This window comes from Campylobacter sp. CNRCH_2013_0898h (assembly GCF_025772965.1).
GTDB lineage: Bacteria > Campylobacterota > Campylobacteria > Campylobacterales > Campylobacteraceae > Campylobacter_D > Campylobacter_D lari_D.
Genome location: NZ_JAKMTD010000010.1, coordinates 1 through 25,714, shown reverse-complemented (window position 1 = coordinate 25,714; position 25,714 = coordinate 1). Strand labels below are relative to the sequence as shown.

Sequence of the window (25,714 nt, the reverse complement as noted above, 5' to 3'; positions counted from 1 at the left end):
TGCTTTTCCCCTTTTTTATTTAAAAATCATGTTTAATTATAACAAAAAAAATACAATTTTGATATTTTACCAATCAATTGATTGAATTTTACCCACCTTTAAACCATAATGAAAAGCCCTATTTGCATTAATTCTAATGACTCCTAAGGCACTTTGTGAACCTAAATATTTAATAAATACTACACTTTCTCCATCACTTGAAAATCTTGGAAAAAGATTTTTACCATTTGCAGTGAGTTGTCTTATATAATCACTTTGGGTTGACATTAAATAAAGATTAAAAACCCCACTTTGATTTACCTCCCTGCTAGAATAAACCATATAATGTTTATAGGTAGAAACTGAAGAATTATTTTTACCATGAAAAACTACTTGTTCTGTTAAATTAGAATCTAAATTTTGCATAAAAATATTTGGATAACCTAAACGATCTGATACAAATACGATTTTTTTATCATCATCTACAAAGTTGCCATTTACATCAATACCCGTATAATTTGTAATCTGTTTTAAATCTTTTGTATCTGTATCATACAAATACACATCTGGCTGATCTTTTGGCGCCATAGTAAGTAAAATTTTTTTACCATCATCGCTAACATCAGAAGCAACCATCATACCCTTACTAGCAATGATTTTTGTGATGTTTTTATTTTTCATATTATATTTATAAAGTGTTGGAATTTCATCTTCATAAGCAGTGAAATAAAATGCATCTTGTTCTTTATTTGCCCATTTGGGAAATAAATTTAAACCTTTTGATATTAATATCTTTTGATAAGTTAAAGTATAATCTGCTAACAAAATATCACTTTGCTTATTACCTTGAGTTCTAGCTATTAAAATTTTATGATCCATCCAATCAACTGGTGCAAAACCTAATTTTCTATTCATTTGAGCGACACTTCTATGTGCTAAAAATGGATATTCTTCAATGGAAAGAATTTGCTCATAAAATCTCGTTTTTGTTTCATTTGCAGCTAAAATTTCAACATCAATATCCAAAAGTTTACCATTTTTATTTAAAACATAAGAAAAAATATAATCACCTTGTTTTTCATCTTGAGTTAATTCAAAATTTGAACTCACTTTTATATCATTAACAAGCATATTATAAAAGCTTTTTTTAAGATCTAAATCATTCAATCTTGATTGATCTTTAATATAAATTTTAGGTAATTGCATACCTTTATTTACAACAGATATTGTCGCATCTTGCCCAAATAATACTGAACAAAAAAATAAAAACGCTAATATTTTTTTCATCACTTCTCCGTTTTAAACTCAATTATATCACTAAGTTTCATTTTAATTTTTCTTATTTTACCATTTGGAGGTAAAGTTATGTATTTTCCTTCTAAATTTTGTAAAAATTCTTTTGCCTTTTTATCAAAATTATCACTATGTGCGCTAGTGGTACTTAACAAATAAAAATATCCGTTATTATCAATTACAAATTCTACTTCTATACTTAAATTACCACTAGGATTGTATATTCTCCATCTATCTTCAAGATGTTTTCTAACAGCACCTAAAAATTGATCATAAACTCCTATTTTTTGTTCTATAACAGATTGTCCTAGTTCTTGATTAATTTGTAGATTTTCATTTAATTGCTTAGAAAAATCATTGATTTTTTCTCTTTGAGTAAAAGTAGGTTTTTTCGATGGCATTGAAGATTGTACTTTTGTAGTTTTTTCTTCTTGATAGTCTTCTATTTTGCCAAATAACTCATTGAAAACACTAGCTTGTTGTTCTACATTTTGAGTATTAACATTTTTATTTGTAGTGTATTTTTGCAAAAGATTCTCTTCAAATAAACTTTGCAAATTTTCTTTTTGCAATTCTTGTATCATATTTACTTGATTTTGATTTATACTATCTCCAAGTTCTATATTAATAAAACTATTGGGATCATTAGTATATTCAATAGCTTTTGACTTATATTCGACTAACTTAAAAAATACTAAAAAAACAACAAAAAAATAAACTAAAATCGCATAAGTAAAAGCTTTAAAATTATATGTAGAATTTTCTTCCATTTTTTACTCAGTTTGCAAAGCAACTTTTTGAAAACCCAAATGCTTTATTGTTCTTAAAATACTCATTACATCATCATATTTTAAATTCTTATCCGCTCTAATGAAAACTGTTTCTTGAGTATTATATTGCACTTTTAATGCATTCATATTATCCGCAAAACTTAAAAAATTAAATTTATCTTTTCCTATAAAAATTTCTTTTTTTGCATTAATTGTTATAATTAAACTTTTGATATTTGGAGCACTTGAAGTTTTTTGTGAACCTTGAGGAAGTTGAACTTTTTCTTCATATGTAATACTTGGTGCTGTTACCATTAAAATAGCAAGCAATACAAGCATAATATCCACTAAAGGTGTAATATTTAGTTCGGGTTTTTCTTCTAAAAACATCAATTAAACCTTTGCTGAACTTACTAATACTTTTATCTCACTATCTAAAATATTAATTAGTTCATAAGCTTTGCGTTTGATAATCAAATGAAAACTATATGCAGGAATTGCCACTAAAATTCCACAACCTGTAGCTACCAAAGCTTCACTAATTTTTGGCGCAATAATACTCAAAGAATTTTGCATTTCTACACCACCAAAAGTTTCAAGTATAGAAATAACTGTACCAAAAAGACCTATAAAAGGAGAGGTTGAAGCAATAATACTAAGCCAAGTTAATCCAATTGTGGCTTTTTTCTCAACAGAATTTTTATAAATATTCATCTTAGTTTCATCAATCTCAATACATTTTTTTAAAATTGATGCACTTTGGCTTAAATCCCTCTCTCCTCTCATCAAAGCTTCTAAAGCCTGACTTTCATCTTGCATCCATTTATTAATAAGCATTAATCTTGAAAATAAAATACTAAAACTAAGTATAAAATACACCGAAAGCCAAGCCAATACAATATAAGTAATTAAGCTTGTATTTTCAAAAAAATGAAAAATTGATTGAAAATCCACTATTTTTGCCTTACATTATTATCCATCTTAGCAAAAGTAGAAGCTAAAGCAACACTATCACTACTCATAGATTTGATTAAATCTTTTGCATCTGCTAATCTTTTTGCTATTTCACTATCACTATTTCCTCCAACCCACACAGCACCTTTTGCTAAAACGCTTACTTTCGTTTCAGAAACTTTTGCATGACCTGAATCAATAGCAACTAACTCATGGGTAGAATCTGATTTTTCTATATCTATAATCCCTGCCCTTAAAGAAGAAATTAAAGATGCATGTCCTTTTAAAACACCAAATTCACCTTCACTTCCAGGAAGAACAATAGACTTTACATTATCATTGTAAATCATACCAAGAGGCGTTACCACCTCTATATGTATTAAATTATCCATTATTAAGCCTTAAGTTTTTCTGCTTTTTCAATAACTTCATCAATTCCACCTACCATATAGAAAGCATTTTCAGGTAAATGGTCATATTTTCCTTCTAAAATACCTTTAAAACCTGCTATTGTATCTTCTAAACTAATATATTTACCAGGACTTCCTGTAAATACTTCAGCAACGAAGAATGGTTGAGATAGGAATTTTTCAATTTTTCTTGCTCTTTCAACGATCAATTTATCTTCTTCACTCAATTCATCCATACCTAAAATAGCAATAATATCTTGCAAATCTTTGTATTTTTGAAGTACTGATTGTACTCCACGAGCTACTTTATAATGCTCTTCACCAATAATTTGTGGATCAAGCATTCTTGAAGTAGAATCAAGCGGATCAACAGCTGGATAAATACCTTTTTCAGCAATTGATCTATTTAAAACCGTAGTTGCATCTAAATGCGCAAAAACAGTTGCAGGAGCAGGGTCTGTTAAATCATCTGCTGGCACATAAACTGCTTGAACTGAAGTAATAGAACCTTTTTTAGTTGAAGTAATTCTTTCTTGGAATTTACCCATTTCGCTAGCTAAAGTTGGTTGATAGCCAACGGCTGAAGGAATTCTTCCTAAAAGTGCCGACATTTCAGAACCTGATTGTGAAAATCTAAAGATATTATCAATAAACATCAACACATCAAGTCCCATTTCATCTCTAAAATACTCAGCCATAGTAAGACCTGTTAAAGCAATACGATTTCTTGCTCCTGGTGGTTCATTCATTTGACCATAACATAATGCAACTTTATCTAAAACATTACTTTCTTTCATTTCATTGTAAAGATCATTACCCTCACGAGTTCTTTCACCAACACCTGCAAAAACAGAATAACCGCTATGTTTAAATGCAACATTATGGATTAACTCCATAATAATAACGGTTTTACCAACACCTGCACCACCAAAAAGTCCTACTTTACCACCTTTTGCATAAGGAGCTAACAAATCAACTACCTTAATACCTGTTTCAAAAATTTCACTTTTTGTACTTTGCTCTTCAAATGGAGGTGGATCTCTATGGATTGACCAATGTTTATCAAAATTGATCTCTTCGCCCTCATCAATCAAATCACCTGTTACATTAAAAATTCTTCCAAGTACTTTTTCGCCCACTGGAACGCTAATTGGGTTTCCAGTCGCAACAGCCGTTAAACCCCTAACAAGACCATCAGTCATATCCATAGCGATAGTTCTTACTTTATTATCACCCAAATGCGCAGCTACTTCAAGCACTAGCTTGCATTCTTTTCCTTCTAATTCATAATTTACGATTATAGCTTCGTTAATTTGTGGAAGATATTCTTTAAATTCAACATCAACCACTGGTCCTAAAACTTGAGAAATAAAACCTTGCATCATCACTCCTAAATTTATTTCATTGACTCAACACCACTGATAATTTCTATCAATTCGGTGGTAATAGATTCTTGTCTTGCTTTATTATAAGCTAAATTGAGTTGTTTAACTCTAGCTTTTGCATTATTGGTTGCATTATCCATAGCTTGCATTCTTGCACTATGCTCAGCCGCCAAAGAATCAACTAAAGAAAAATACATATTATATTCAAAATAAGTTTTTAATAAATCATTTAAAATTTCTTCATCTTCAGGTTCTAAATCCATTAAAGATTGAGACTCTTGTTCTTCTTTGCTCGCAATAGCTTGCACTGGTAATAATTCATTAACACGAATTTCTTGTGAAATCATATTTTTATAGCCATTGTGTACAATTACAACCTTATCTGTAACTTCATTTATAAAATCATCTACTGCATTTTCAATAATAGCACAAGCTTTTTCATAATCAGGGCTAGAGCTTGTGTCTAAATATTTTTCTAAAATTTCAATATTTTGAAAATTAAAATACTCAATACCTGTTTTACCAATAGCTCTTAATCTTACCTTGATTTTTTTTGCTTTACAATCTTCGAGCATTTCATTTACTGTTTTAATAGTTTTAATGTTAAAACCGCCACATAAGCCTTTATCAGCAGTAATGAAAATAATATCCATTTTTTCAATATTGTCTTTTTTTCTAAAAAATGGAAGTTTATCATCAAGACCTTCGTATTGATTAATCTTGAAAGCAATTTCAGATAAAACTTCATCAATTTTTTGAGCAAAAATCTTTGACTTTTTAGCTGCCTCTTCTGCCTTTCTTAATTTGGCAGTAGAAACAAGCTTCATTGCATTAGTTGTTTTTTGTGTATTATGGACACTTTTTATTTTTCTTTTTATTTCTTTTAAATTAGACATTTAAAAACCTTATATATGGTTTGCTTTAAACTCACTCAACGCTTTAGCTAATTTTTCTTCCAAATCTTTATCTAAAGCTCTTTTAGTTCTAATTTGCTCAAAAATTTCTGGATATTTAGCTTCAATAAATGGATATAAGGCTGCTTCAAATTCTCCTATTTTTGAAACTGCAATATCATCTAAATATCCTTTAGTTCCTGCATAAATCATCACAACTTGATTCTCTGCTGAAAGCGGAGAATATGGAGGTTGCTTTAAAACTTCAACCATTCTTTGTCCACGCTCAAGTTGTTTTCTACTTGCTTCATCTAAATCACTTGCAAATTGTGCAAAAGCTTGCAATTCTCTATATTGAGCTAAGTCAAGTCTTAAGGTACCTGAAACTTGTTTTGTTGCTTTAATTTGTGCAGCACCACCAACACGAGATACAGATAAACCAACATTGATCGCAGGACGAATACCTGAGTTAAACAAATCTGTCTCTAAGAAAATTTGACCATCGGTAATTGAAATAACATTGGTTGGGATGTAAGCTGAAACATCCCCTGCTTGAGTTTCAATAATAGGTAATGCTGTTAAGCTTCCTGCGCCAAGTTCATCACTTAATTTACTTGCTCTTTCAAGCAATCTTGAATGTAAATAAAATACATCCCCTGGATAAGCTTCACGACCCGGAGGACGACGCAAAATCAAAGACATTTCACGATAGGCAACAGCATGCTTACTCAAATCATCATAAACAATCAACGCATGTCTTGAGTTATCTCTAAAATACTCACCCATAGTTACACCTGTATATGGAGCAAGATATTGCAATGCAGCAGGATCTGAAGCACCTGCATTTACCACTATACTATAATCCATTGCGCCGTATTCTTCAAGCTTTTTAACTACTTGAGCCACTGTGCTTTGTTTTTGACCAATTGCCACATAAATACAAATAACATCTTTACCTTTTTGACTAATAATTGTATCTATTGCAACAGTAGTTTTACCCGTTTGTCTATCACCAATAATTAACTCTCTTTGTCCTCTACCAATTGGAACTAAAGCATCAATAGCTTTAATACCCGTATGTAATGGTTCATGAACACTTTTTCTAGCCATAATACCTTTTGCTTTTTCTTCTACAAAGCGATATTCACTTGTTTCAATCGCTCCCTTAGCATCAATTGGCTCACCTAAAGCATTTACAACACGGCCTATCAACGCATCACCAACTGGAACCTTTAGAAGTTTTTTTAATCTTTTTACAGAACTTCCTTCTTTTAAGCCAAGTCCCTTTCCTAAAATAACAATACCAACACTTGATTCTTCAAGGTTAAGCACCATTCCCTTTTCGCCATTTTCAAATTCAACCATCTCACCGGCCATAGCATTTTTAAGACCATAAACCTTAGCAACACCATCAGCAACTGAAATAATCTTACCGGTTTCTTCTATTTCAAGATTAAAATCAAATTTTTCAATTCTTTCTTTTATAATAGAACTAATTTCATCTGCTTTAAATTTCATCAAGTCTCCTTAAATTGCTTTTAATATATATTCATTCATTTTAGCTTTTAAGCTTTGCATTGAAAATGAAATTTCATAACCAAGTCCATCTAAGCTAATTTTTACACTGTCATTATCACTTATTTTACTATCTAATCTAATCTTTGCGTTGAATTTAAGACTAAGTTTTTCTTCTAAATTTTTAATTTCTTCTTCACTTAATTTTTCTTTTGAATAAACTTGCCCTAAAAATTCATTTTCTTTTAATGCTTTTTGTTCACTCAATTCTTTAGTAATGCTTGGAATTAACATCTCTCTATTGTTGCCAACAACTAAGCTCATAAAATTTTTAAAAGCATCACTTGGATTATCTAATAAAGAAAGTATAAAATCTAATTTTTTTTCTTGTTTAAGCTCATAAGCATTTAAAATACTTACAAATTTATCAGAAGCAAAAGCTGAACTAAGTTGTAATAAATTTGAATAAAAATTTTCAAAATCTTTTCTTTCTAATATAGCTTTTGCATAGGTTTTTGCAATTACACTTTCCATCAAGACACCTTTTTCATCATGATATTTAAAATTTCTTTTTGCTGAAGCTGTAAACTTTGATCTTCAAAAATTTCTTCTAAAACCGCTTGCACAACTTCTTTTTCCATTCTTCTTATTTCATATTCTTTATGCTCTTCATAAGTTTTTTCTAAAGCCTTAATCTCCATTTTTGTTTCAGCTTCTATTTTATCTGTAATGATTTCTGCTTCTTTTTTTGCAAGAGCAACTGCATTAATTGCTTCTTGTTTAGCTAAATCTAGTTTTTTCATCATTTCTAATTTATGATTTTTGCTTGCAATAAGTTTTTCTTGTATTTCATTCATCCTAGAGGCAATTTTTGCAATTCTTCCGTGATAAAAATTTTTTAAAGGTGTTGCTATAAAATAATATAAAATAGCAGCAAACAAAACAAAATTAACTGCTCTTGGGATAATATCATACTCGCCACTTCCATTACCTGCTGCAAAAGCATAAAAAGGAAGCACCAATAATAATGTAATTTTTTTCAACATTTATCTTCCTTAAATTTTACTCAAGCTATCTTTAAAGCTTTGCTTAAATTCTGGCATTTTTAACCGCATCTCTTCTTTTAATTCTTTTTCTTTTTCTCTTAGACTTTTTAGAAAAACATGCATTTGTTCTTCTAATTCTTTTTTCTTTATTGATAATTCTTTTTCTTGTTTTATTTTAGCTTCTTCTACTGCTTTTGCTTTGATTTGATTAATCTCATCTCTTGTTTGTATATGAATTTTTTCCAACTCATTTTCTACATTTGAAACATCATCAGAATTTTTTTTCATTTTTTCTTCGTCATTTTTAATGGTCAAATCTCTAGAATCCATAAATTTAATCAAAGGTTTATAGAGTATAGAATTTAAAATTGCTATCATGAGCAAAAAAATGACACCAGTAGCTATCATGATGGAAAAATGTACATCATTAAACATTAATACTCCTAAATAAATCTAAATAAAACGCGCAATTATACCAAAATATACCTAAAAGCATATTTAATCTAGTATTTTTAAAAATTTTAAAATCTCATTTTCGTCAGAAAAATTAACAATAATTTTTAAATCTTTCACCACTGTCTTAAATCCAAAAGATTCTATTTTTTCTTTTAAATTTAATATAGATTGATTTTGCTTATTTAAATTTGTATTTTTTTCTAAATTATTTGAATTTTTAAAATTTTTAATCAGTTTTTCTGTATCTCTTACATTAAGTTTTTGACCTATGATAGTATCAACTATCATTTTTTCTTCTTCTTTTTCAAGTCCTACTAAAACTTTTGCATGACCTTGTGAAATTTTACCTTCTATAATGAAATTTTGTGTTTGCTCATTTAAATTTAAAAGTCTTAAGGTATTAGCAATTTGTGGTCTTGACTTGTGAATAAGATCTGCTAATTTTTCTTGAGTTATGTCATGAATTTCCAATAATTCTTTATAAGAATGTGCCAATTCTATAGGATTTAAATTTTCCCTTTGGATATTTTCAATCAAAGCAAGCTCGCGTAATTTTATATCATCCACATTTAAAACTACGGCTTTAATCTGTTCTTTTTCTAAAAGCTTACATGCTCTAAATCTTCTCTCGCCAGCTATTATAATATAATCAAATTCATCTTTTTTAAAAACTACAATAGGCTGAATTAAACCATATTCTTTAATAGACCCCGCAAGCTCTTCTAAAGCTTGTGTATCAAAATTTTTCCTTGGCTGATAAGGATTTGGACTAATTAAATCTATATCAATTTCTTCTATTTTGCCTTCTTTTGATCCTAATTCTTTTTCATAAACCTCATCAATATCAGCCAAAATACTACTTAAACCTCTTCCTAATGCACTTTTTTTTGCCATTTTTTATCCTAATATAGAATGTGCTAAATTTTGATATGCTACTGAACCTGGGGATTTTATATCATAAAGTATAATAGGTTTTCCATAACTTGGACTTTCAGCAAGTTTTACATTTCTTGGTATGATGATAAAATCATCTTCATTATCACCTGTTCTAAATAGCTTTTGCTTGAAATTTTGCTTTAAATCTTCCACGGTATCTTTTGAAAGATTATTTTGTGAGCTATACATAGTTGGTAAAAAACCTTTTATTTTTAACTTTGGGTTGATAGTTTTTTTCACAAATTTTATGGTGTTTAAAACCATCGCAACACCCTCAAGCGCATAAAATTCACATTGTATAGGGATAATAACACTATCGCTTGCTGCAAAAGCATTTACCGTAATGCTTCCAAGTGCAGGAGGTGAGTCAATGATAATAAAATCATAATCTTTAGCAATTTCTTTGATTTTTTCTCTTAAAATCGTTCTATATTCTCCGCTTTCTTTTACTACTTCTTGTTCAATTCCAACCAAAGAAATATTTGATGGAGCTAAGTATAATTGTGGAAGTTCAGTTTTTAAAATGATTTCAGAAAGTTTTTTCCTGCCTATAAAAACATGGTAAATATTATACTCATAATTACTTCTATTAAAACCAAGTCCTGTTGTAGCATTAGCTTGTGGATCAATATCTATCAAAAGAACCTTTTTTTCAGCTACTGCTAAAGAAGCCGCTAGATTAATAGCGGTAGTAGTTTTACCTACCCCGCCTTTTTGATTTGCAATAGTTATTATCTCACTCATCTTAAACTATATATCCTTTTATTATCTAACAATATAGAACCATCTTTATACAACAAAGCATCTTTTAAAGATAAAATCTTACCTTCATTATGTATAAAAAAATTTCTTGATTTTTCAAATTCTAGCATATACTTGCTAAAAATATTCTTCCATAAAATTTTCTCATCTACATAAGAAAAATACTCATTTAAAAGTTTTGCTATATCTACTTCTATATCTAAAATTTCAGCATTAAATGGAGCATATTTAAGATTAATCCCTATTCCTACAACCAAAAAATCATTGATTTTAGAACTCATCAATCCGCCTATTTTTTTATCTTCTATATAAAAATCATTAGGCCATTTAATCCATACTTTAGAATTTTTTCTTTGCAATACTTCTTTCATTAAAAATGCAAAATATATACTAGCAGAAGCCAAAGGAAGATCTTGTGCTAATTCTTGAGTTTTTATGCAAAAAGATACATGTAAATTTCCTTGCTTACTTTGCCAAGTATTGTCCCTACTACCTATACCAGCACTTTGGATAAAAGTACAAATGGCTGTATTGTTAGTAATTTCTCCACTACGAATTTTATCACTTAAATAAATTTGAGTTGATTCAAGCTCATCAAAATAAACTATCTCCAAGTTTTAACCTTTTTCCATTTAAATAAGTCTTAGCGTCTAAAGCCTTTTTTCCACTTTCTTGTAAATTTTTAATCCTTAAAACACCTTTTTTACATGAAAGCAAAAAGCCTTCCTTTTCTATTTGTAAAATCACGCCTGATTTTTGAGTTTTTTCACTATCGACTAATTCTATATCTAAAAATTTCAAACCATTTTCTAAAAAAATTCCAGGCCAAGGTGTAAAAGCTAAAAATTTTTGATAAATTTCATTTGCATTATTTAAAGCAATCAAGCCATCTTCTTTTTTGATTTTTTTACAATGTGTAACTAAATTTTCATCTTGTTTTTTTGGGATAATTTTTTCAAAATTCAAAAGCGTAGAAACAGTAAGTTTAGCAGCTAAATTTGAAAGCATAATAAACACTTCAGCTGAATTTTTACCTGCGATATCACATTCTATACTTTCTAAGATTGCACCACTATCAAGCCCTTCTTCCATAAGCATAGTACAAACCCCGCTTATTTTATCCCCATTTAAAATAGCACTTTGTATAGGCGAAGCCCCGCGATATTTAGGAAGTAAGGAAGCGTGCAAATTGATACAAGGAGCAATATCTAAAATTTCTTTTGGTAAAATCTTCCCATAAGCAGCAACAACTATAAAATCAGGTTTTAGGCTTTTTATTCTATTAGTTATGTTTTCATCTTTTAAGCTTTTTGGAGTGAAAATTTCTATATTTAAATTATTTTCTAAAATAAATTTTTTAGTATCACTTGGAGTTAGAATTTGCTTTCTACCCACAGGTTTGTCAGGTTGAGTAAATAAAGCTTGGATATTAAACCCTTTGTCAACAAGCTCTTTTAAAATACAAGTTGCATAAGATGGAGTTCCCATAAAAATGATATTTTTCATAATACCACTATCCTTTTTTTATAAGTTTTTATAGCTTTTTGATATGAAAGCTCAAGATAATCTTTAAAAATTTCAAAATTTTTTCTAGAAGGGTTGTTGATGCAAATATATCCCATATAAGCATAAATTGGATGAGGCATGATAAAATCAAGCATAGAAAAATCATAATTTAAACTAACAACCTCACCCTTTAAAGCTTTTTTAGGTTTTTTACCAAAAAGATTTTGGTAATCTTGATCACAAAGAGAGCAACTTAGACGAAATACACCTTCTCTATTTAAATTCGAAGCTTTATCATTTATGCCATCATTTTCTTTAATAGTGCAAAAATAAACTCCGTTTTTTAAAACCTTATCGGGATTATAAAAAAAGCTATGTTCTTTATAAGTAAATTTATATACCAAGCCTTTAAAATTAGACTTGATATATTCTTGAATAAAATCTATAGTTAAATTTTCACTCATCAAAGATTATTTTGACTTCTAATTTTTTTAACTTCTTCTAAAAGCATAAATTTAAGCTCTTTAAGTCCGGTTTTTTCAAGGCTTGATACTTTAACAAAAAAGCTTTGTGGATTATTTTGACTTTGCAAATAAGCTTTTAGCTCATTATAATCTTCTTCCATTTTTTGTGCAAATTCTTCGCCTAAATTTACGCTATCACTTTTTGAAAGCATTAAGCCAAAATTTCTTGCATAAAGTTTGCTTGAAAATTTTTCCAATTCTTTTCTTAAAATACAAAATTGCTCTTTTAAGCTCATATCTCTTAATGGATCAAGCACAAAAAGCAAAAAAGAAGTTCTTTCTATGTGTCTTAAAAACTCAAGTCCCAAACCCCTACCATCGCTTGCACCTTCTATAATACCTGGGATATCTGCCATCACAAAAGAATTATAATCATCTACTTCAACCATACCAAGTTTTGGAGTTAAAGTAGTAAATTCATAATTAGCTATTTCAGGTCTTGCATTAGATACTACGCTTATAAGAGTGGATTTTCCTACATTTGGAAAGCCCACAAGTCCAACATCTGCTATGAGTTTTAATTCTAAGCGCACACTTAAGGTTTTTCCTGCCACACCCGGTTGGGCATAATCTGGGCGTTGATTAGTAGAGTTTTTAAAATGAGTATTACCAAGACCACCTTTACCGCCTTTTAAAAATAATTCTTTTTGGCCTTCTACTAGCATATCAAGTAAAACTTCCCCACTTTGTGCGTCAATTACTTGAGTGCCTTGAGGGACGATTAATTCTAAGCTCTCCCCTCTTTTGCCGTTTTTATTACGACCTAGGCCTGGCTGGCCATTTTGTGCTTTAAGTTCTTTCTTACCCTTAAAGTGTGCTAGCGTATGGGTATTATTGTCACATATAAAATATACATCGCCGCCATTTCCACCATCGCCACCATCAGGCCCACCGAGTGGAACATGTTTTTCACGGCGAAAACTCACAGCACCTTTGCCACCATTACCTGAACTTAAAACTAATTTCACATTATCTATAAACATACAATCACCAAAATATAAATTTTTAAAATAATATTATATTTTTTTTAATATATTAAGATTAAAAAGAAGAAAAAGGCTACAAAGTAGCCTTAAAATTATGCAGGATAAACAGAAACTTTTTTTCTATTTTTATCTTTTCTTTCGAATTTTACAAAACCATCAATTAAAGCAAAAATTGTATGATCTTTTCCTATGCCTACATTATTACCCGCATGAGTTGCTGTTCCTCTTTGGCGGATGATGATGTTGCCAGCGCGAACAAATTCTCCACCAAATTTTTTAACACCTAGACGACGACCTATAGAATCACGATTATTCTGAGTTGAACCTTGACCTTTCTTGTGTGCCATTCTTTACTCCTTAAGCTTTAATATCTACTACTCTAACGCGAGTAAATTGTCTTCTAAAACCGCGTTTTAATTTTGAGTCTTTTCTGCGTCTTTTTTTATAAATTACAACTTTTTTGTCTTTTCCATGAGCAATCACTTCTAAAACAACTTTTGCACCCGCAACAAACGGCGCACCTACCTTTAATTCTTTATCGCATATAGCAAGAACTTCACTTACCTCTATGCTTGATTTTGCTTCAGCTTCAAAACGATCTAGTTTAAGCTCATCACCTTGGCTTACTCTGTATTGTTTTCCACTGTGTTTTATAATAGCATACATACAGCTATCCTTTCTTAAAATATTTTGGTAGCACCATAAAGCATTATGCATAAACATAAATTTAGAAAGCTTTAATGGCTAAAAGCAGTAATTATATCTTGATTTTATATAAAGTAAGCTTAAGACGCAAAAAGCGTCTTAAGATTTAAATTAAAGCTCTGGTTTTGGAGTTTTTTCAGTTGCTTTTGGAAGTTGAGGGTAAGTAATGCTTGGTTTTTTACCTGTTAAGGCATGTAAGAAAGTTTCTATAGAAGCTGCTTCTTTATCAGAAATTTCTATGCCAAGTTGCACACTGCCCATTTCTTTGATTGCTTCTTGTAAAGACCAAATAGCACCATTGTGAAAATACGGAGCAGTTTCAGCAATATTTCTTAAGGTTGGAGTTTTAACTAAGCCATTTGCATCACCTTTAAAATCTCCTACATTTGCAAATTTATATTTAGCTGCTACTTGGAAAGCCTGCATACTACCACCTAAATTTACTCCTGTATGACAAGCTGTACAGCCTTTATCGATGAAAGTTTTCAAACCTTCTTTTTCTTTTTTATTTAATGCTTTTGTATCACCTTCTAAGAATTTATCAAATTTAGATGGAGTTAAAAGTGTTCTTTCAAATGTAGCAATAGCATCTGCAATATTATCAAAAGTTACTCCACTGCTACCATAAACTTTTTTAAATTCTTTTACATATTCTGGCATAGAAGCTATTTTTTCTACTGCTAATTTAGCAGGAGTTGCCATTTCAGGTTCTGCTTCAATTGGTCCTTTTGCTTGATCTGCTAAAGTTCCTGCTCTACCATCCCAAAATTGAGTTGAATTTAAAACTGAGTTATAAACTGTTGGCGAATTTAAATGATGAGGATTAGCTGTCCATTTATGTCCTACAGCAGCCGCTATACCATCAGTACCACCCATACCTAAATTATGACAGGTATTACAAGAAATCAAACCACTTTTAGAAAGTCTTGGCTCAAAATACAGCTTTTTACCAAGGTTAGCTTTCTCTTTAGAGAATTTACTAGCTTTAATACCCATTTCTTTTAATAGTTTTTCAACACCTGTCTGATCTTTTGGTAAAGGTGCCAAACCTGCAGCTTTTGCTTCATCAAGCAAAGCTTTATCGTTAGCAAAAGCAGTTGATGCAACTAATAATGATGATGCAACTAATAATGAAATTTTTTTCATTATCTACTCCTAAATAAGATAAAATAAAGCCTATTTAAAATAAACTTATTGAAAATATATCTATAATTTTCTTTAAATAATATAAAAAATTTATATTTAACAATAAAAATTATTATAGGATAAAATATCTCTTAAATATTTATTTCAGGGTTTTTTGCTATTATTACAGAGTTTTACAAAAATCTTAGGGAAAAGTAAATGGAAAATTTAATAATCTATCTTTTAGCTTATCTCATAGGCGCTATACCATTTGGGCTTTTACTAGCTCAAATCTTTGCTAAAACAAACATTAAAAATATGGGTAGTAAAAGTATAGGCGCTACAAATGTTTTAAGGGTAGTAAAAGAAAGCGATCCTAAACTAGCTAAAATACTTGCTATTGCAACCGCTATTTTAGACGCATTAAAAGGAATCATACCTATATTAGTGGCAAAATTTATGGGCTATGATGAAAATATCTTATGGACTATGGCTGTTTTAGCAGTATTTGGGCACTGCTTTTCTCCTTATTTAAAATTTGAAGGTGGTAAAGGAGTGGCTACAGGGGCTGGGGTTTTAGCAGTATTTTTACCTTTTGAAATAATATCTGCGGTTTTAGCTTGGTTTATCATAGGAAAGGTATTTAAAATTTCAAGCTTAGCTTCATTAGGAGCTTTAATTGTTTTAATAGCTACTTCATTTATTTTTCATTATGACATGCCTGTGATCAACACCCATGCACCAATTTTTGTTATTGCATTTATAGTAATTTATAAACATATACCAAATATTTTAAGGCTTATTGGAAAACAAGAATGCAAAGTCATATAAAAGTCAGTTTAGAATTTAAATGTATTATAGGGCTTTTGGATTTTGAAAGAATTCAAGAACAAAAAGTTATTATAGAACTAGAAGCTAAAAGTAAAAAATTTTTAGATTATGCAAAACTTTGTATTAGAATAGAAAAAATTTATAAAAAGAAAAAATTTAAAACTATAGAAAAATCTTTAAAATACATATGCAAGGATATTAAAAAACATAATAAAAAGCTTAAATTTATAAATATCACTTGTTACAAACCTGATATTATCAAAAATGCATGCGTTGGAGCTAGTCTGAGTAAAAAATATTAAAATTTTTTTAAAGAATTTTGAACATTTGCTTAATTTGTGTTATACTTTTGCACTAAAACTATCTTCAAAGGAATAAAATGCGTATTTTAGTTGTAGAAGATGAAGCATCACTTAATAAAACTCTATCAAATACCTTAAATGAGTTTGGCTATCAAAGTGATACTTCAGAAAATTTTAAAGACGCTGAGTATTTTATAGGTATTAGACACTATGATTTAGTATTATCAAATTGGACTATTGGCAATAATGATGCAAGTGATTTAATTAATGCCATTAAGCAAAAATCTCCAAGAACTGCTATAGTTACAATATGCGCAAAAGCAGATAAAGAAAATGAAATCAAAGCTTTGAAAGCTGGAGCAGATGATTATATAAAAAAACCTTTAGATTTTGAAATTTTAATGGCGAGAATTGAAGCTAGACTTAGATTTGGCGGAACAAATGTGATCAAAATCGATGATTTAGTGATTGATCCTGATGAAGAAAAAATCACTTATCAAGGAAAAGATATAGAATTAAAAGGAAAACCTTTTGAAGTTTTAACTCATTTAGCTAGACATTCAGATCAGATTGTGTCAAAAGAACAACTTTTAGATGCTATTTGGGAAGAACCTGAACTTGTAACTCCAAATGTTATAGAGGTTGCAATCAATCAAATAAGACAAAAAATGGATAAACCGCTTAACATCTCTACCATAGAAACCGTGCGTCGTAGAGGGTATCGTTTTTGTTTTCCTAAAAAAACTAACTAAAATTTTAGAATGATTTAATCATTCTAAAAAGTAGATTTTGTTTTTTCTTTCATTTTAAATTACCTATAAGTTTTTATATAGTATAAGTTTGCTTTATTACTTATAAAAAGGAAAAAAATATGTCACTTTTAATCACTAGAGAATGCATATCCTGTGATGCATGTAGGGAAGAATGTCCCGATGAAGCAATCTATGATAATGATCCAATTTATGTCATAGATCCTGATCTTTGTACTGAATGTGTGAATGAATTTTCAGAACCAGCTTGTATAGTAGCTTGTCCAGTAGATTGTATCATACCTGATCCTGATAATGTAGAAAGCATTGATGAGCTTCGTTTAAAACATAAAAATAAAGATATTTAATGGCTAAAAAAACAGCAGTAATTGACCTTGGCTCTAATTCCGTTCGTATGGTAGTTTTTGAAAAAACCTCAAGATATGGTTTTTTCATTTGTAGTGAGCACAAAAAGAAAGTAAGACTTGGAGAAAATGCTTACAATAATAATAAAATTCTTCAAGAAGAAGCCATGCTTAAAGCCGAAAAAGCTTTGACTTATTTTAAGGAAAAAGCTTTAAAAGAAAAATGTAGAAAAATTATTGCTGTTGGAACTTCTGCATTAAGAGATGCGCCCAATGCTAAAGATTTCATAGCTAGAATAGCAAAAAATGTAGGTTTAAATATAAAATGTATTAATGGAAAAACAGAGTCATTTTTAGGTGGGCTTGCTGCGCTAAATTTACTATCAGATATTCAAAATGCCACCACTATAGATATAGGTGGAGGATCGACTGAGCTTTGTTTAATCAAAGAAGGTAAGATTGTAGATTGTATTTCACTTGATCTTGGCACAGTAAGATTAAAAGAAATTTTTTACGATACAAAAAAATTTAATGCACTAGACCAATTTATACAAGAAGCACTAAAACAAGTTCCAAAGCATTTTCAAAATGAAAATATCATTGCCATAGGTGGAAGTTTAAGGGCATTGTCAAATTCTATAATGAAAAAAAACTCTTACCCGTTAAAAATGATTCATAATTTTAGTTATAGTTTTGAAAAAGAAAAAAATCACATAGAAAAAATTCAAAATGCTAAAAATTTAAATGATTTTAACATAAAAAAAGATCGTTTTGATACTATAAAAGAAGGATGTGTGATATTTTTAGCACTAGCAAAAAATTTAAAAGCTAAAAATATCATCACCTCTGCAGTGGGTGTTAGAGAAGGTGTATTTTTATCTAATCTTTTTCAAAAATATACTAAAATAAAAAACGAAACAACGGATTTTTCAAAATTTAATGCTAAATTTCCTCCGAATTTCAATCCAAGCTTAAAATCTATACAAGATCGTTTTAGTATAGATTATAATGATAAAAGTGCTTATTTTGCAAATAAATTATTTGATACTCTTTTGCCCATCCATAAAATTAATCTTGCTTTTAAAAAAGATCTTATAAATGCTGCAAAATTATCGCATATAGGCGAGAGAATTAATTTTTATTTTGCCAATGAACATAGTGCTTATATAGCTCTAAATAGCCTGCATTTTGGTTTTTCACATAAAGAAATTTTATTAATTTCTACTATTTTAAAAGCCAATGGAAAAAAAATCAATCCATTTGCGATAGAAAATATAAAAGATTTACTACCAAATAATCACATATTAGCTTGGCTTAATTTTATTTTAGCTTTATCAAAAAAACTTGCAAAAGACACTGATGAGAATCTTGATTTCACGCTAGAAAATCATACTTTGTATATATACTCGACTAAAAAACAAATTTATTTTTCAAAAGAAGAAATCAAAAAAATTTCAAAGCCAAAACTTATCATTTTAGCTTTTAATCAGCAAAATTAATTATTTTGTTTTAAAAGTAAATTTTGCAATCTTTGTTTATTTTCTTCAAAATAAGAGTTAAAATCTTTTTCTTTTGGCTTTTGAGGCGCTTTGTTTTGTTCTTCATTTTTTATCAAAGCTTCATTCGTTTCTAATACCACATTAGAATTTCCTATAATCATAGTATAACGCTTCAAACCATACTCAAAAACTACAAGTTGATTGTGTCTATCAAGTGGTCTTTGAAAGATTAAATTAAAATTCCTATCTAAAGGGTGTTTTTGTCTTAGATATATTTTTAAAAACCAAAGTCCAACAAGCAAAAGTATCAAAACGCTTACAACTAAAATATAATTTGTAAAATCATATTCTTGCATTTTTATTTCCTCGTTTTTTTCCTCTAAGCTTTTTTTAGTACTTAAATTTACACCTTCTTTTTGAGCACGCAATCTTAAACCATATTCACCAATCGCATCAGCGGTAATTTGTATTTTATTACCTACACTTAAAGCTATAAAAGTTTTTTTATCTTCTGAAAAAATTTTAATTTTTTTTATAATATCAGAATTTAATGCTCTATCTTCCTCTTTTGCACTTTTAGCATTTAAAGTAAAAATAATAATACCATCTTTTTTCTTTTGACTAATACCTTCTTTATAAGGAACATCAAATGAAAAAGTAATATCCACCCTATCTTCTCTTGGATAAATATTGTAATCAAGAATTTTTGCCCCAAAAAGAGGTAAAGCGAGTAATAAAATCCAAATAATTTTCATTGCAATTCTTTTTTGAAATACTGCAATACTGATTTAGAATCTAAAATTTCATTAATCCTTATAGCAAGGTTTTTCTCATACACCATTACCTCACCTTTGCCAAAAATTCTTCTATTTAAATAAAGTTCCACGCTTTCACCCGCTGGCTTTTCAAGGTCTATCACAGAACCAACTTCTAGCTTTAAAAGCTCTCTTACACTCATATTAGTAGTACCAAGCTCACTAACAAAATCAACGCTAATATCTAAAATATCTTCATAAGATTGCAACAATCCTAAATGATCTTCTATCATAATTTTTTATAACCTATTCTAAAACGAGCATTTTTCATTTCATAAGTAAATTTTTCTTTGAGTTTGATTTTTGAAAATCCATCAATACGTCCTAAATATTCAGGAACACCCAAACGATACTCATCTTTGCCATTAGTGTCGTTAAGTAATTTTTTGGCATAACCTATAATTTGATTAGCTACTTCTTTTACTAAATCTGCTAGATCATCTTCTTTTAACTCTTCATGCAATAAAAATTGCGCAATCTCATTAAGAGCCTTTTTTTGAAAAAACAGATAAAAACTATATTCTTCATCTTTAAAATACAAAGGTATAGAAGCCCCATAAAGCTCGCCTCTAATCACGCTTGTTGGTGTAATTTTAAGTTTTAAAATGTGTTCACAAAAGTGATAAATCGAATATTCTAGTGTTTTAGTCATAGTTTTTTCCTTAGATAACTTTATAATAAATTTATTTTACTAAATAAACCTTTAATCACAATTAATAATTAAAATATAAAATATAGTAAATTTTTATTTAAATTAAAAAAGGTTTTTTGATGTTTATAGAAAATTTTAACATAAATGAAAAAGTTTTCATCATCGCTGAACTTTCAGCCAATCATGCAAATAGTCTTGAAATAGCTTTAAAAACTATACAAGCAGCCAAACAAGCAGGAGCTAATGCTATAAAAATTCAAACCTATACCCCAGATAGCTTAACACTAAATTCTGACAAAAAAGATTTTATTATTGAAGGTGGTTTATGGCATGGACGCAAACTATATGAGCTCTACGAAGAAGCTAAAACTCCTTATGAGTGGCATGAAAAACTTTTTGAATGTGCTAAAAATGAAGGTTTAATTTGCTTTTCTAGTCCTTTTTCTAAAGAAGATGTAAATTTTTTAAGGCAATTTAATCCCCCAGCTTATAAAATCGCTTCCTTTGAAGCAAATGATTATGATTTTGTGCGTTATGTAGCAAAAGAAAACAAACCTACTTTAGTTTCTACAGGCATAGCCTATGAAGAAGAACTTGAAATGATTGTTAAAATTTTTAAAGAAGAAAACAATCCGAATTTAATTTTGCTTAAATGCACCTCGGCTTATCCTTCACAAATTTGTGATTTAAATTTAAATGTCATAAAAACTTTACAAGAAAAATTTAACACTATTGTTGGTTTAAGTGATCATAGCGAGGGATTTTTAGCACCAACTTTAGCCGTAGCTCTTGGCGCAAGAATCATAGAAAAACATTTTATATTAGACAAAACTTTAAATAGCGCTGATGCTAAATTTAGTCTTGATTTTGAGGAGTTTAAGCAAATGTGTTCTATGGTGCGTTTAAGCGAGCAAGCTTTAGGAAACAAAGAATTTAGCATGGATGAAAAAACTTTAAAAAACCGCCATTTTGCAAGAAGTTTATACGCAAGTAAAGACATCAAAAAAGGTGATATTTTCACACGAGAAAATATAAAAAGCGTAAGACCAAGCCTAGGTTTGCATCCTAAATTTTTACCTATCATGCTTGGTAAAAAAGCAAGTTGTGATATAGAATTTGCTAAAGCTTTAGAAGAAAAACATTTCAAGGAATAATCATGGAAAAACATATTTTGTTTAAAAATCATGATAGTAAAAAATATGTTTTGATATAATAAAATAAAAATTTGGACTTTAAATGAATAAAGAATTATTTTTAAAAAACACCCAAGCTCTTTTTGAAGTAGATCAAATACTAGCTTATGAGTTGAGAAAAATCACTCAAAATCATAAATTTAAAATCATAGAAAATAAAATTTTTGATTTGCAAAATCAAGTTTTTTTAGATGAAAATCATTCTTTTGATTATGATAAATTTCAATTATATCCAGTATTATTTTTTTATGGTTTTGGCGATGGAAAATTTTTTATAGAACTTTTAAAAAATCAGAATTTAAAACATATTGTTATTTTTGAAGAAGAATTAGAAATTTTATATCTAGCTTTTCATATGATTGATTTTACCACACTTCTTAGAAAAGAAAAACTTATTTTGTTTTTTACACCAAATATCAACACCGCTCAACTTAAAGTTTTATTTAATTATCCGCAAATCAAACATACGCTGAAAATTTTCAATTTTCATTTTTATAATGATTTTTATATTAATTTTTATACACTCAATGCTCAAAATGTGATGCAAATTTTATTAAATCTCATAAAAACACTAATGCTTGCTCGTGGAAATGACCCAAAAGATGCTTTGCTAGGAATAAAACATAATATTATAAATTTAGAAAAAATCATCACTCATACTCCTTTTAAAAATCTAATAAAAGATAGAAAAGCCAAAGCAAAAAATGCCATTATAGTTTCAACAGGTCCTTCTTTGATGAAACAACTTCCGCTTTTAAAAAAATACCAAGAAAATGTTGTGATTTTTAGTGCTGATAGCTCTTATATTATCTTAGCTAAAGAGGGAATTAAGCCTGATTATGTCTTTTCACTAGAAAGAGAAGATATGACTAGCGAATTTTTCAATAATGATTTTGGAGAATTTGATAAAAATATTTTATTTATCATAGCTTCTTTAACTCATCCTAAAACTATAGAATATTTAGAAAAAAACAATAGAAATTATATGCTTGTTTTAAGACCTTTGTTTTTTGAAAGCAAACTTGGCTTAAATGAATATGGTTTTTTGGGAAATGGCATGAGTGTTGCTAATATGGCTTATGAGTTAGCTGGAGCTTTAAGATTTGAAAATATTATTTTAATAGGGCAAGATCTAGCTTATAGTGATGATGGAAAGTCTCACCCAAAAGAACATTTATATGGTGATCAAGGAGATGAAGAAGTTGTTTATAAAACAATCTGTGCATATGGAGGTAATAAAGAAGTAAAAACACAACTCACATGGTATTTGTTTTTAAAAAGTTTTGAAAAAGATATAGCTCTAGCTAGAGATATATTAAAAATCAAAACTTATAATGCCACAGAAGGCGGGGCAAGGATAGAAGGAACCATAGAAAAACCTTTTAAAGAAATTTGTGAAGAGTTTTTAAAAGAAAAAATTGAAAAAAATATTATTTTAACAAAAGCAAAAAATCCACAAAAAAAACTAAAGCAATGCAAAGAAAAACTCAACAAACAAATAAAACAAAGTGAAATTTTTATCAATGAATGTAAAAAAGCTATTAAAGATAAAAACTTAGAAAGATTAGAAAAACTAAGGCTTAAGCTCCCAAAAAGTGAATTTTTTTCAGATATTTTACAAGCTAGATGCTTTCAAAATGAATGTGAGGTTTTAAAATACAAAGTTGAAAAAGAAAAAAATACAAAATCTTTCTTAGAACAACAAATCGATTTTTTTGATGAGATTATTTTATATCTTGAAAATTATAATAAAACTATAAAAGAAAATTTAAAACAATAACACATCAAATTTTTTGATAAAAAACAAAAAAAATGACGATATTATTTTTTTAATCAAAAAGGATAAAAATGAAAACAGAGATTTTTAAAAAAAATTTAAAAGCCTTAAAAGGAAGTGAATATCAAACACTAAAAAGAAAATTAGGTAGAATAAAAGAAGCTAAAGATTATATTTATGTTTTTGATAAAGATCCTTTAAATTGTAATATATGCTATAAAAATATAAAAAATTTATATATAAATCCTTTAAAAGAACTACAAGAAAAAATTGAGCTATTTAATAAAGAATACTTAAGATACCCTATACTTTTTTTCTATGGATTAGGCAATGGTATATTTTACAAAAGTTTGCTTGCAAATAAAGAACATAAAAGAGTTATTGTATACGAAAAAGATATTGAGTTAATATTTTTAGTTTTTAATATGATAGATTTTTCCAAAGAACTTTTAGAAGGTAGATTTATTTTAATCCATACAAAGGAATTTAACTATGCGAAAGCTGATACATTGTGCTCTTTTTTAAATTTATTTTTAAAAACTTACAATCTACACATTCATTCTAAATTTTATGAAGATCAAAAAAAAGAAATCAATCTAATTAGCACTTTAAATATACAAGCTATTAAAAATATTGCTTTAAGAAGAGGAAATGATCCAATTGATGCTATGCAAGGCATAGAGCAATTTGTTCTAAACTTACCTAAAATGCTTACACATCCAAGTTTTAGTGAATTTAAGAAAAAAAGATCAAATAAAAGCAAAAATGCTATATTGGTAGCTACTGGACCTTCTTTAAAAAAACAACTTCCTTTACTTAAAAAATATGCTAACAAAGCTACTATATTTTGCGCTGATAGTGCTTATCCTATCTTAGCAAAGGCAGGTATAAAACCTGATTATGTTTGTATGCTAGAAAGAGATGATGTGGTATCAAAATGCTTTGACAATGATTTTAAAGAATTTGATAAAGACATTACTTTTATTTTAGCTTCATTGGTATATAAAGATAGTATAAAATTTTTAGAAAAAAACAAAAGAAAATATATTTTAGTTTCAAGATCACTACCTTTTGCTTATTCTTTAGGATTGCATGATTTTGGCTATGTAAGCGGTGGAATGAGCGTGGCACATTTAAATTATGAACTAGCACTTTTACTAGGACATGAAAATATCATCTTAATAGGTCAAGATTTAGCTTATAGCGATGATGGACAAACTCATAGTGAAGGATTTATCCATAGTGCCTATCATGAAGGAGAATTTGAAAAAAACAAAGATAAGTATAAAATAAAAGCATATGGTGGAAAAGGTTATGTCCATAGTTCTGAAATATGGATTTTATTTAAAAATATCTTCGAAAACTTAATTTCTGAACAAAAAAATACAAAAATTTACAATGCCACAGAAGGTGGGGCAAGTATAGAAGGAACCATAGAAAAACCTTTTAAAGAAATTTGTGAAGAATTTTTAAAAGATGAAGTAAAAAAACCTTTTCCAAAACTAAATCCACCAAAACGCAAAGACAACCAAGAACTTATGCTAAAAGCTTATAAGCAAATCAAACAAAACATAAAAATTAGCCAAAATTTTTTAAAAGAATGCAAAAAACTTCATAAAGAATTAAATTCAAAAAGTAAAACTCATTATACTATCAAAGAATTAAATTTAAAAATAGACAAATTAAAAGAAAAATTAGAAAGTAAAAAATATATTTTTTTAAGAGAAATTTTAGGACCATCACTATTTCATTTAGAAAGTTCTTTTTCAAAAATATATGTTAATCCTATGCACAATGATAGCGATAAACAAAATAAACTTGTTGCTTGGATTACAGCACATAAATCTTGGCTAGAAGAAATCAGCGAACTAGCTTTAGTTCAAGAAAAAGCCTTAAAAATAGCCATCATACCTTTGCAAGATATTTTAGAAAAAAGAAATTTAATATAAGGCGAAACTGCCTTATATTATTTGGATTTATTGTAAGAGTTTTAAAACATTTTGTTGCACAGCATTAGCCTGACTCATAGCATAAGATCCACTTTGAGCTAGGATGTTGTATTTAGAGAAATTTGCACTTTCTGCTGCAAAGTCTACATCTCTGATGTTTGATTCAGCTGATTTGATATTTACTTGGGTTACACTGATGTTATTTAGTGTAGCTGTGATTTGATTTTGCACCGCACCAATATCAGCTCTAATGGCATCTAGATTTGCTGTAGCAGTTTCTACTATATCCATCACAGCCATAGCACCTTTAAGCGTGGTAACACCTGGAGTTTGATCA

The 25,714-nt window shown here is 28.8% G+C and carries 32 protein-coding genes; 8 read left to right on the top strand and 24 right to left on the bottom strand.

What is annotated here, in order from left to right; genetic code table 11:
• Positions 1-66: 66 nt before the first annotated feature.
• From tolB to L8X50_RS06545, 20 genes are all read right to left on the bottom strand, one after another.
• Positions 67-1,266, bottom strand: coding sequence for a Tol-Pal system protein TolB (gene tolB, locus L8X50_RS06640; RefSeq protein ID WP_220566503.1), 1,200 nt, complete (start codon positions 1,264-1,266; stop codon positions 67-69).
• On the bottom strand, positions 1,266-2,042 hold the full coding sequence (locus L8X50_RS06635) for a TonB C-terminal domain-containing protein (RefSeq protein ID WP_263660725.1): 777 nt from the start codon (positions 2,040-2,042) through the stop codon (positions 1,266-1,268). The genes tolB and L8X50_RS06635 overlap by 1 nt, the downstream gene beginning before the upstream one ends.
• Positions 2,043-2,045: 3 nt before the next feature.
• Entirely contained in the window at positions 2,046-2,435 is a 390-nt protein-coding gene (locus tag L8X50_RS06630; protein WP_263660724.1) for an ExbD/TolR family protein, read from the bottom strand.
• Positions 2,436-2,996, bottom strand: coding sequence for a MotA/TolQ/ExbB proton channel family protein (locus L8X50_RS06625; protein ID WP_263660723.1), 561 nt, complete (start codon positions 2,994-2,996; stop codon positions 2,436-2,438). It abuts the gene before it with no gap.
• Entirely contained in the window at positions 2,996-3,388 is a 393-nt protein-coding gene (gene atpC, locus L8X50_RS06620; RefSeq protein ID WP_133319665.1) for an ATP synthase F1 subunit epsilon, read from the bottom strand. The genes L8X50_RS06625 and atpC overlap by 1 nt, the downstream gene beginning before the upstream one ends.
• 2 nt (positions 3,389-3,390) lie before the next feature.
• Positions 3,391-4,788 (bottom strand): F0F1 ATP synthase subunit beta, encoded by a 1,398-nt coding sequence (gene atpD / locus L8X50_RS06615; protein WP_133319666.1) that lies wholly within the window; start codon positions 4,786-4,788, stop codon positions 3,391-3,393.
• A 14-nt stretch (positions 4,789-4,802) separates the two neighbouring features.
• Positions 4,803-5,687: an ATP synthase F1 subunit gamma gene (gene atpG, locus L8X50_RS06610; RefSeq protein ID WP_263660722.1), complete on the bottom strand. Its 885-nt coding sequence runs from the start codon at positions 5,685-5,687 to the stop codon at positions 4,803-4,805.
• Between the two features lie 9 nt (positions 5,688-5,696).
• Positions 5,697-7,202: a F0F1 ATP synthase subunit alpha gene (gene atpA / locus L8X50_RS06605; RefSeq protein WP_263660721.1), complete on the bottom strand. Its 1,506-nt coding sequence runs from the start codon at positions 7,200-7,202 to the stop codon at positions 5,697-5,699.
• Between the two features lie 9 nt (positions 7,203-7,211).
• Entirely contained in the window at positions 7,212-7,733 is a 522-nt protein-coding gene (locus L8X50_RS06600; RefSeq protein WP_133319669.1) for a F0F1 ATP synthase subunit delta, read from the bottom strand.
• Complete coding sequence (locus L8X50_RS06595) at positions 7,733-8,245, bottom strand: F0F1 ATP synthase subunit B (protein ID WP_263659715.1); 513 nt, start codon at positions 8,243-8,245, stop codon at positions 7,733-7,735. The genes L8X50_RS06600 and L8X50_RS06595 overlap by 1 nt, the downstream gene beginning before the upstream one ends.
• Before the next feature lie 9 nt (positions 8,246-8,254).
• Positions 8,255-8,680 (bottom strand): FoF1 ATP synthase subunit B', encoded by a 426-nt coding sequence (locus L8X50_RS06590; RefSeq protein ID WP_133319671.1) that lies wholly within the window; start codon positions 8,678-8,680, stop codon positions 8,255-8,257.
• Positions 8,681-8,743: 63 nt separating this feature from the next.
• The gene (locus L8X50_RS06585) at positions 8,744-9,595 is read right to left on the bottom strand and encodes a ParB/RepB/Spo0J family partition protein (RefSeq protein WP_263659714.1); all 852 of its coding nucleotides are present in this window, start codon (positions 9,593-9,595) and stop codon (positions 8,744-8,746) included.
• Between the two features lie 3 nt (positions 9,596-9,598).
• A complete protein-coding gene (locus tag L8X50_RS06580) occupies positions 9,599-10,381 on the bottom strand; it encodes a ParA family protein (RefSeq protein ID WP_012660935.1) in 783 nt (260 codons plus the stop codon).
• A complete protein-coding gene (locus tag L8X50_RS06575) occupies positions 10,378-11,013 on the bottom strand; it encodes a biotin--[acetyl-CoA-carboxylase] ligase (RefSeq protein WP_263660720.1) in 636 nt (211 codons plus the stop codon). Before L8X50_RS06575 ends, L8X50_RS06580 begins: the two co-directional genes overlap by 4 nt.
• Positions 10,994-11,905 carry a methionyl-tRNA formyltransferase gene (fmt, locus tag L8X50_RS06570; protein WP_263660719.1) on the bottom strand — a complete coding sequence of 304 codons (912 nt, stop codon included), beginning with the start codon at positions 11,903-11,905 and terminating at the stop codon, positions 10,994-10,996. Before fmt ends, L8X50_RS06575 begins: the two co-directional genes overlap by 20 nt.
• Entirely contained in the window at positions 11,902-12,369 is a 468-nt protein-coding gene (locus tag L8X50_RS06565; protein WP_133319675.1) for a DUF6194 family protein, read from the bottom strand. The genes fmt and L8X50_RS06565 overlap by 4 nt, the downstream gene beginning before the upstream one ends.
• Entirely contained in the window at positions 12,369-13,412 is a 1,044-nt protein-coding gene (gene obgE, locus L8X50_RS06560) for a GTPase ObgE (RefSeq protein ID WP_263660718.1), read from the bottom strand. Before obgE ends, L8X50_RS06565 begins: the two co-directional genes overlap by 1 nt.
• A 95-nt stretch (positions 13,413-13,507) precedes the next feature.
• Positions 13,508-13,762, bottom strand: a complete 255-nt coding sequence (rpmA, locus tag L8X50_RS06555; RefSeq protein ID WP_039649045.1) for a 50S ribosomal protein L27 — start codon at positions 13,760-13,762, stop codon at positions 13,508-13,510.
• A 10-nt stretch (positions 13,763-13,772) separates the two neighbouring features.
• A complete protein-coding gene (rplU, locus tag L8X50_RS06550; protein ID WP_263659711.1) occupies positions 13,773-14,081 on the bottom strand; it encodes a 50S ribosomal protein L21 in 309 nt (102 codons plus the stop codon).
• A gap of 150 nt (positions 14,082-14,231) precedes the next feature.
• Entirely contained in the window at positions 14,232-15,266 is a 1,035-nt protein-coding gene (locus L8X50_RS06545; RefSeq protein ID WP_133319678.1) for a cytochrome-c peroxidase, read from the bottom strand.
• A 198-nt stretch (positions 15,267-15,464) separates the two neighbouring features.
• Between L8X50_RS06545 and plsY the strand changes: the two genes are divergently transcribed.
• The 5 genes from plsY (at position 15,465) to L8X50_RS06520 (ending at position 18,991) form a co-directional block, all read left to right on the top strand.
• The gene (gene plsY, locus L8X50_RS06540; RefSeq protein WP_263659709.1) at positions 15,465-16,076 is read left to right on the top strand and encodes a glycerol-3-phosphate 1-O-acyltransferase PlsY; all 612 of its coding nucleotides are present in this window, start codon (positions 15,465-15,467) and stop codon (positions 16,074-16,076) included.
• The gene (locus tag L8X50_RS06535) at positions 16,061-16,378 is read left to right on the top strand and encodes a dihydroneopterin aldolase (protein WP_133319680.1); all 318 of its coding nucleotides are present in this window, start codon (positions 16,061-16,063) and stop codon (positions 16,376-16,378) included. Before plsY ends, L8X50_RS06535 begins: the two co-directional genes overlap by 16 nt.
• A gap of 77 nt (positions 16,379-16,455) precedes the next feature.
• Positions 16,456-17,130, top strand: a complete 675-nt coding sequence (hsrA, locus tag L8X50_RS06530) for a homeostatic response regulator transcription factor HsrA (RefSeq protein ID WP_133319681.1) — start codon at positions 16,456-16,458, stop codon at positions 17,128-17,130.
• A gap of 119 nt (positions 17,131-17,249) precedes the next feature.
• On the top strand, positions 17,250-17,495 hold the full coding sequence (locus L8X50_RS06525) for a YfhL family 4Fe-4S dicluster ferredoxin (protein WP_012660922.1): 246 nt from the start codon (positions 17,250-17,252) through the stop codon (positions 17,493-17,495).
• Positions 17,495-18,991 (top strand): Ppx/GppA phosphatase family protein, encoded by a 1,497-nt coding sequence (locus L8X50_RS06520; RefSeq protein ID WP_263660717.1) that lies wholly within the window; start codon positions 17,495-17,497, stop codon positions 18,989-18,991. The genes L8X50_RS06525 and L8X50_RS06520 overlap by 1 nt, the downstream gene beginning before the upstream one ends.
• Here L8X50_RS06520 and L8X50_RS06515 read toward each other — a convergent pair.
• The 3 genes from L8X50_RS06515 to L8X50_RS06505 are packed head-to-tail and all read right to left on the bottom strand — an operon-like array spanning position 18,988 to position 20,458.
• Positions 18,988-19,746: a hypothetical protein gene (locus tag L8X50_RS06515; protein WP_263660716.1), complete on the bottom strand. Its 759-nt coding sequence runs from the start codon at positions 19,744-19,746 to the stop codon at positions 18,988-18,990. The two genes, L8X50_RS06520 and L8X50_RS06515, sit on opposite strands and share 4 nt — an antisense overlap.
• Positions 19,743-20,039 carry a flagellar motor switch protein FliN gene (fliN, locus tag L8X50_RS06510; RefSeq protein WP_133319684.1) on the bottom strand — a complete coding sequence of 99 codons (297 nt, stop codon included), beginning with the start codon at positions 20,037-20,039 and terminating at the stop codon, positions 19,743-19,745. Before fliN ends, L8X50_RS06515 begins: the two co-directional genes overlap by 4 nt.
• Complete coding sequence (locus L8X50_RS06505) at positions 20,036-20,458, bottom strand: chemotaxis protein CheX (protein ID WP_133319685.1); 423 nt, start codon at positions 20,456-20,458, stop codon at positions 20,036-20,038. The genes fliN and L8X50_RS06505 overlap by 4 nt, the downstream gene beginning before the upstream one ends.
• A gap of 119 nt (positions 20,459-20,577) precedes the next feature.
• Here L8X50_RS06505 and pseI point away from each other — a divergent pair, with 119 nt between their 5' ends.
• The 3 genes from pseI (at position 20,578) to L8X50_RS06490 (ending at position 25,377) form a co-directional block, all read left to right on the top strand.
• Positions 20,578-21,612 carry a pseudaminic acid synthase gene (gene pseI, locus L8X50_RS06500; RefSeq protein ID WP_263660715.1) on the top strand — a complete coding sequence of 345 codons (1,035 nt, stop codon included), beginning with the start codon at positions 20,578-20,580 and terminating at the stop codon, positions 21,610-21,612.
• Between the two features lie 82 nt (positions 21,613-21,694).
• Positions 21,695-23,431: a motility associated factor glycosyltransferase family protein gene (locus L8X50_RS06495; protein WP_263660714.1), complete on the top strand. Its 1,737-nt coding sequence runs from the start codon at positions 21,695-21,697 to the stop codon at positions 23,429-23,431.
• A gap of 68 nt (positions 23,432-23,499) precedes the next feature.
• Positions 23,500-25,377, top strand: a complete 1,878-nt coding sequence (locus L8X50_RS06490; protein WP_263660713.1) for a motility associated factor glycosyltransferase family protein — start codon at positions 23,500-23,502, stop codon at positions 25,375-25,377.
• Between the two features lie 27 nt (positions 25,378-25,404).
• On the opposite strand, the gene L8X50_RS06485 is transcribed toward L8X50_RS06490, so the two are convergent.
• The coding region (locus L8X50_RS06485) for a flagellin (protein WP_259443331.1) at positions 25,405-25,714 on the bottom strand (310 nt) is incomplete at its 5' end.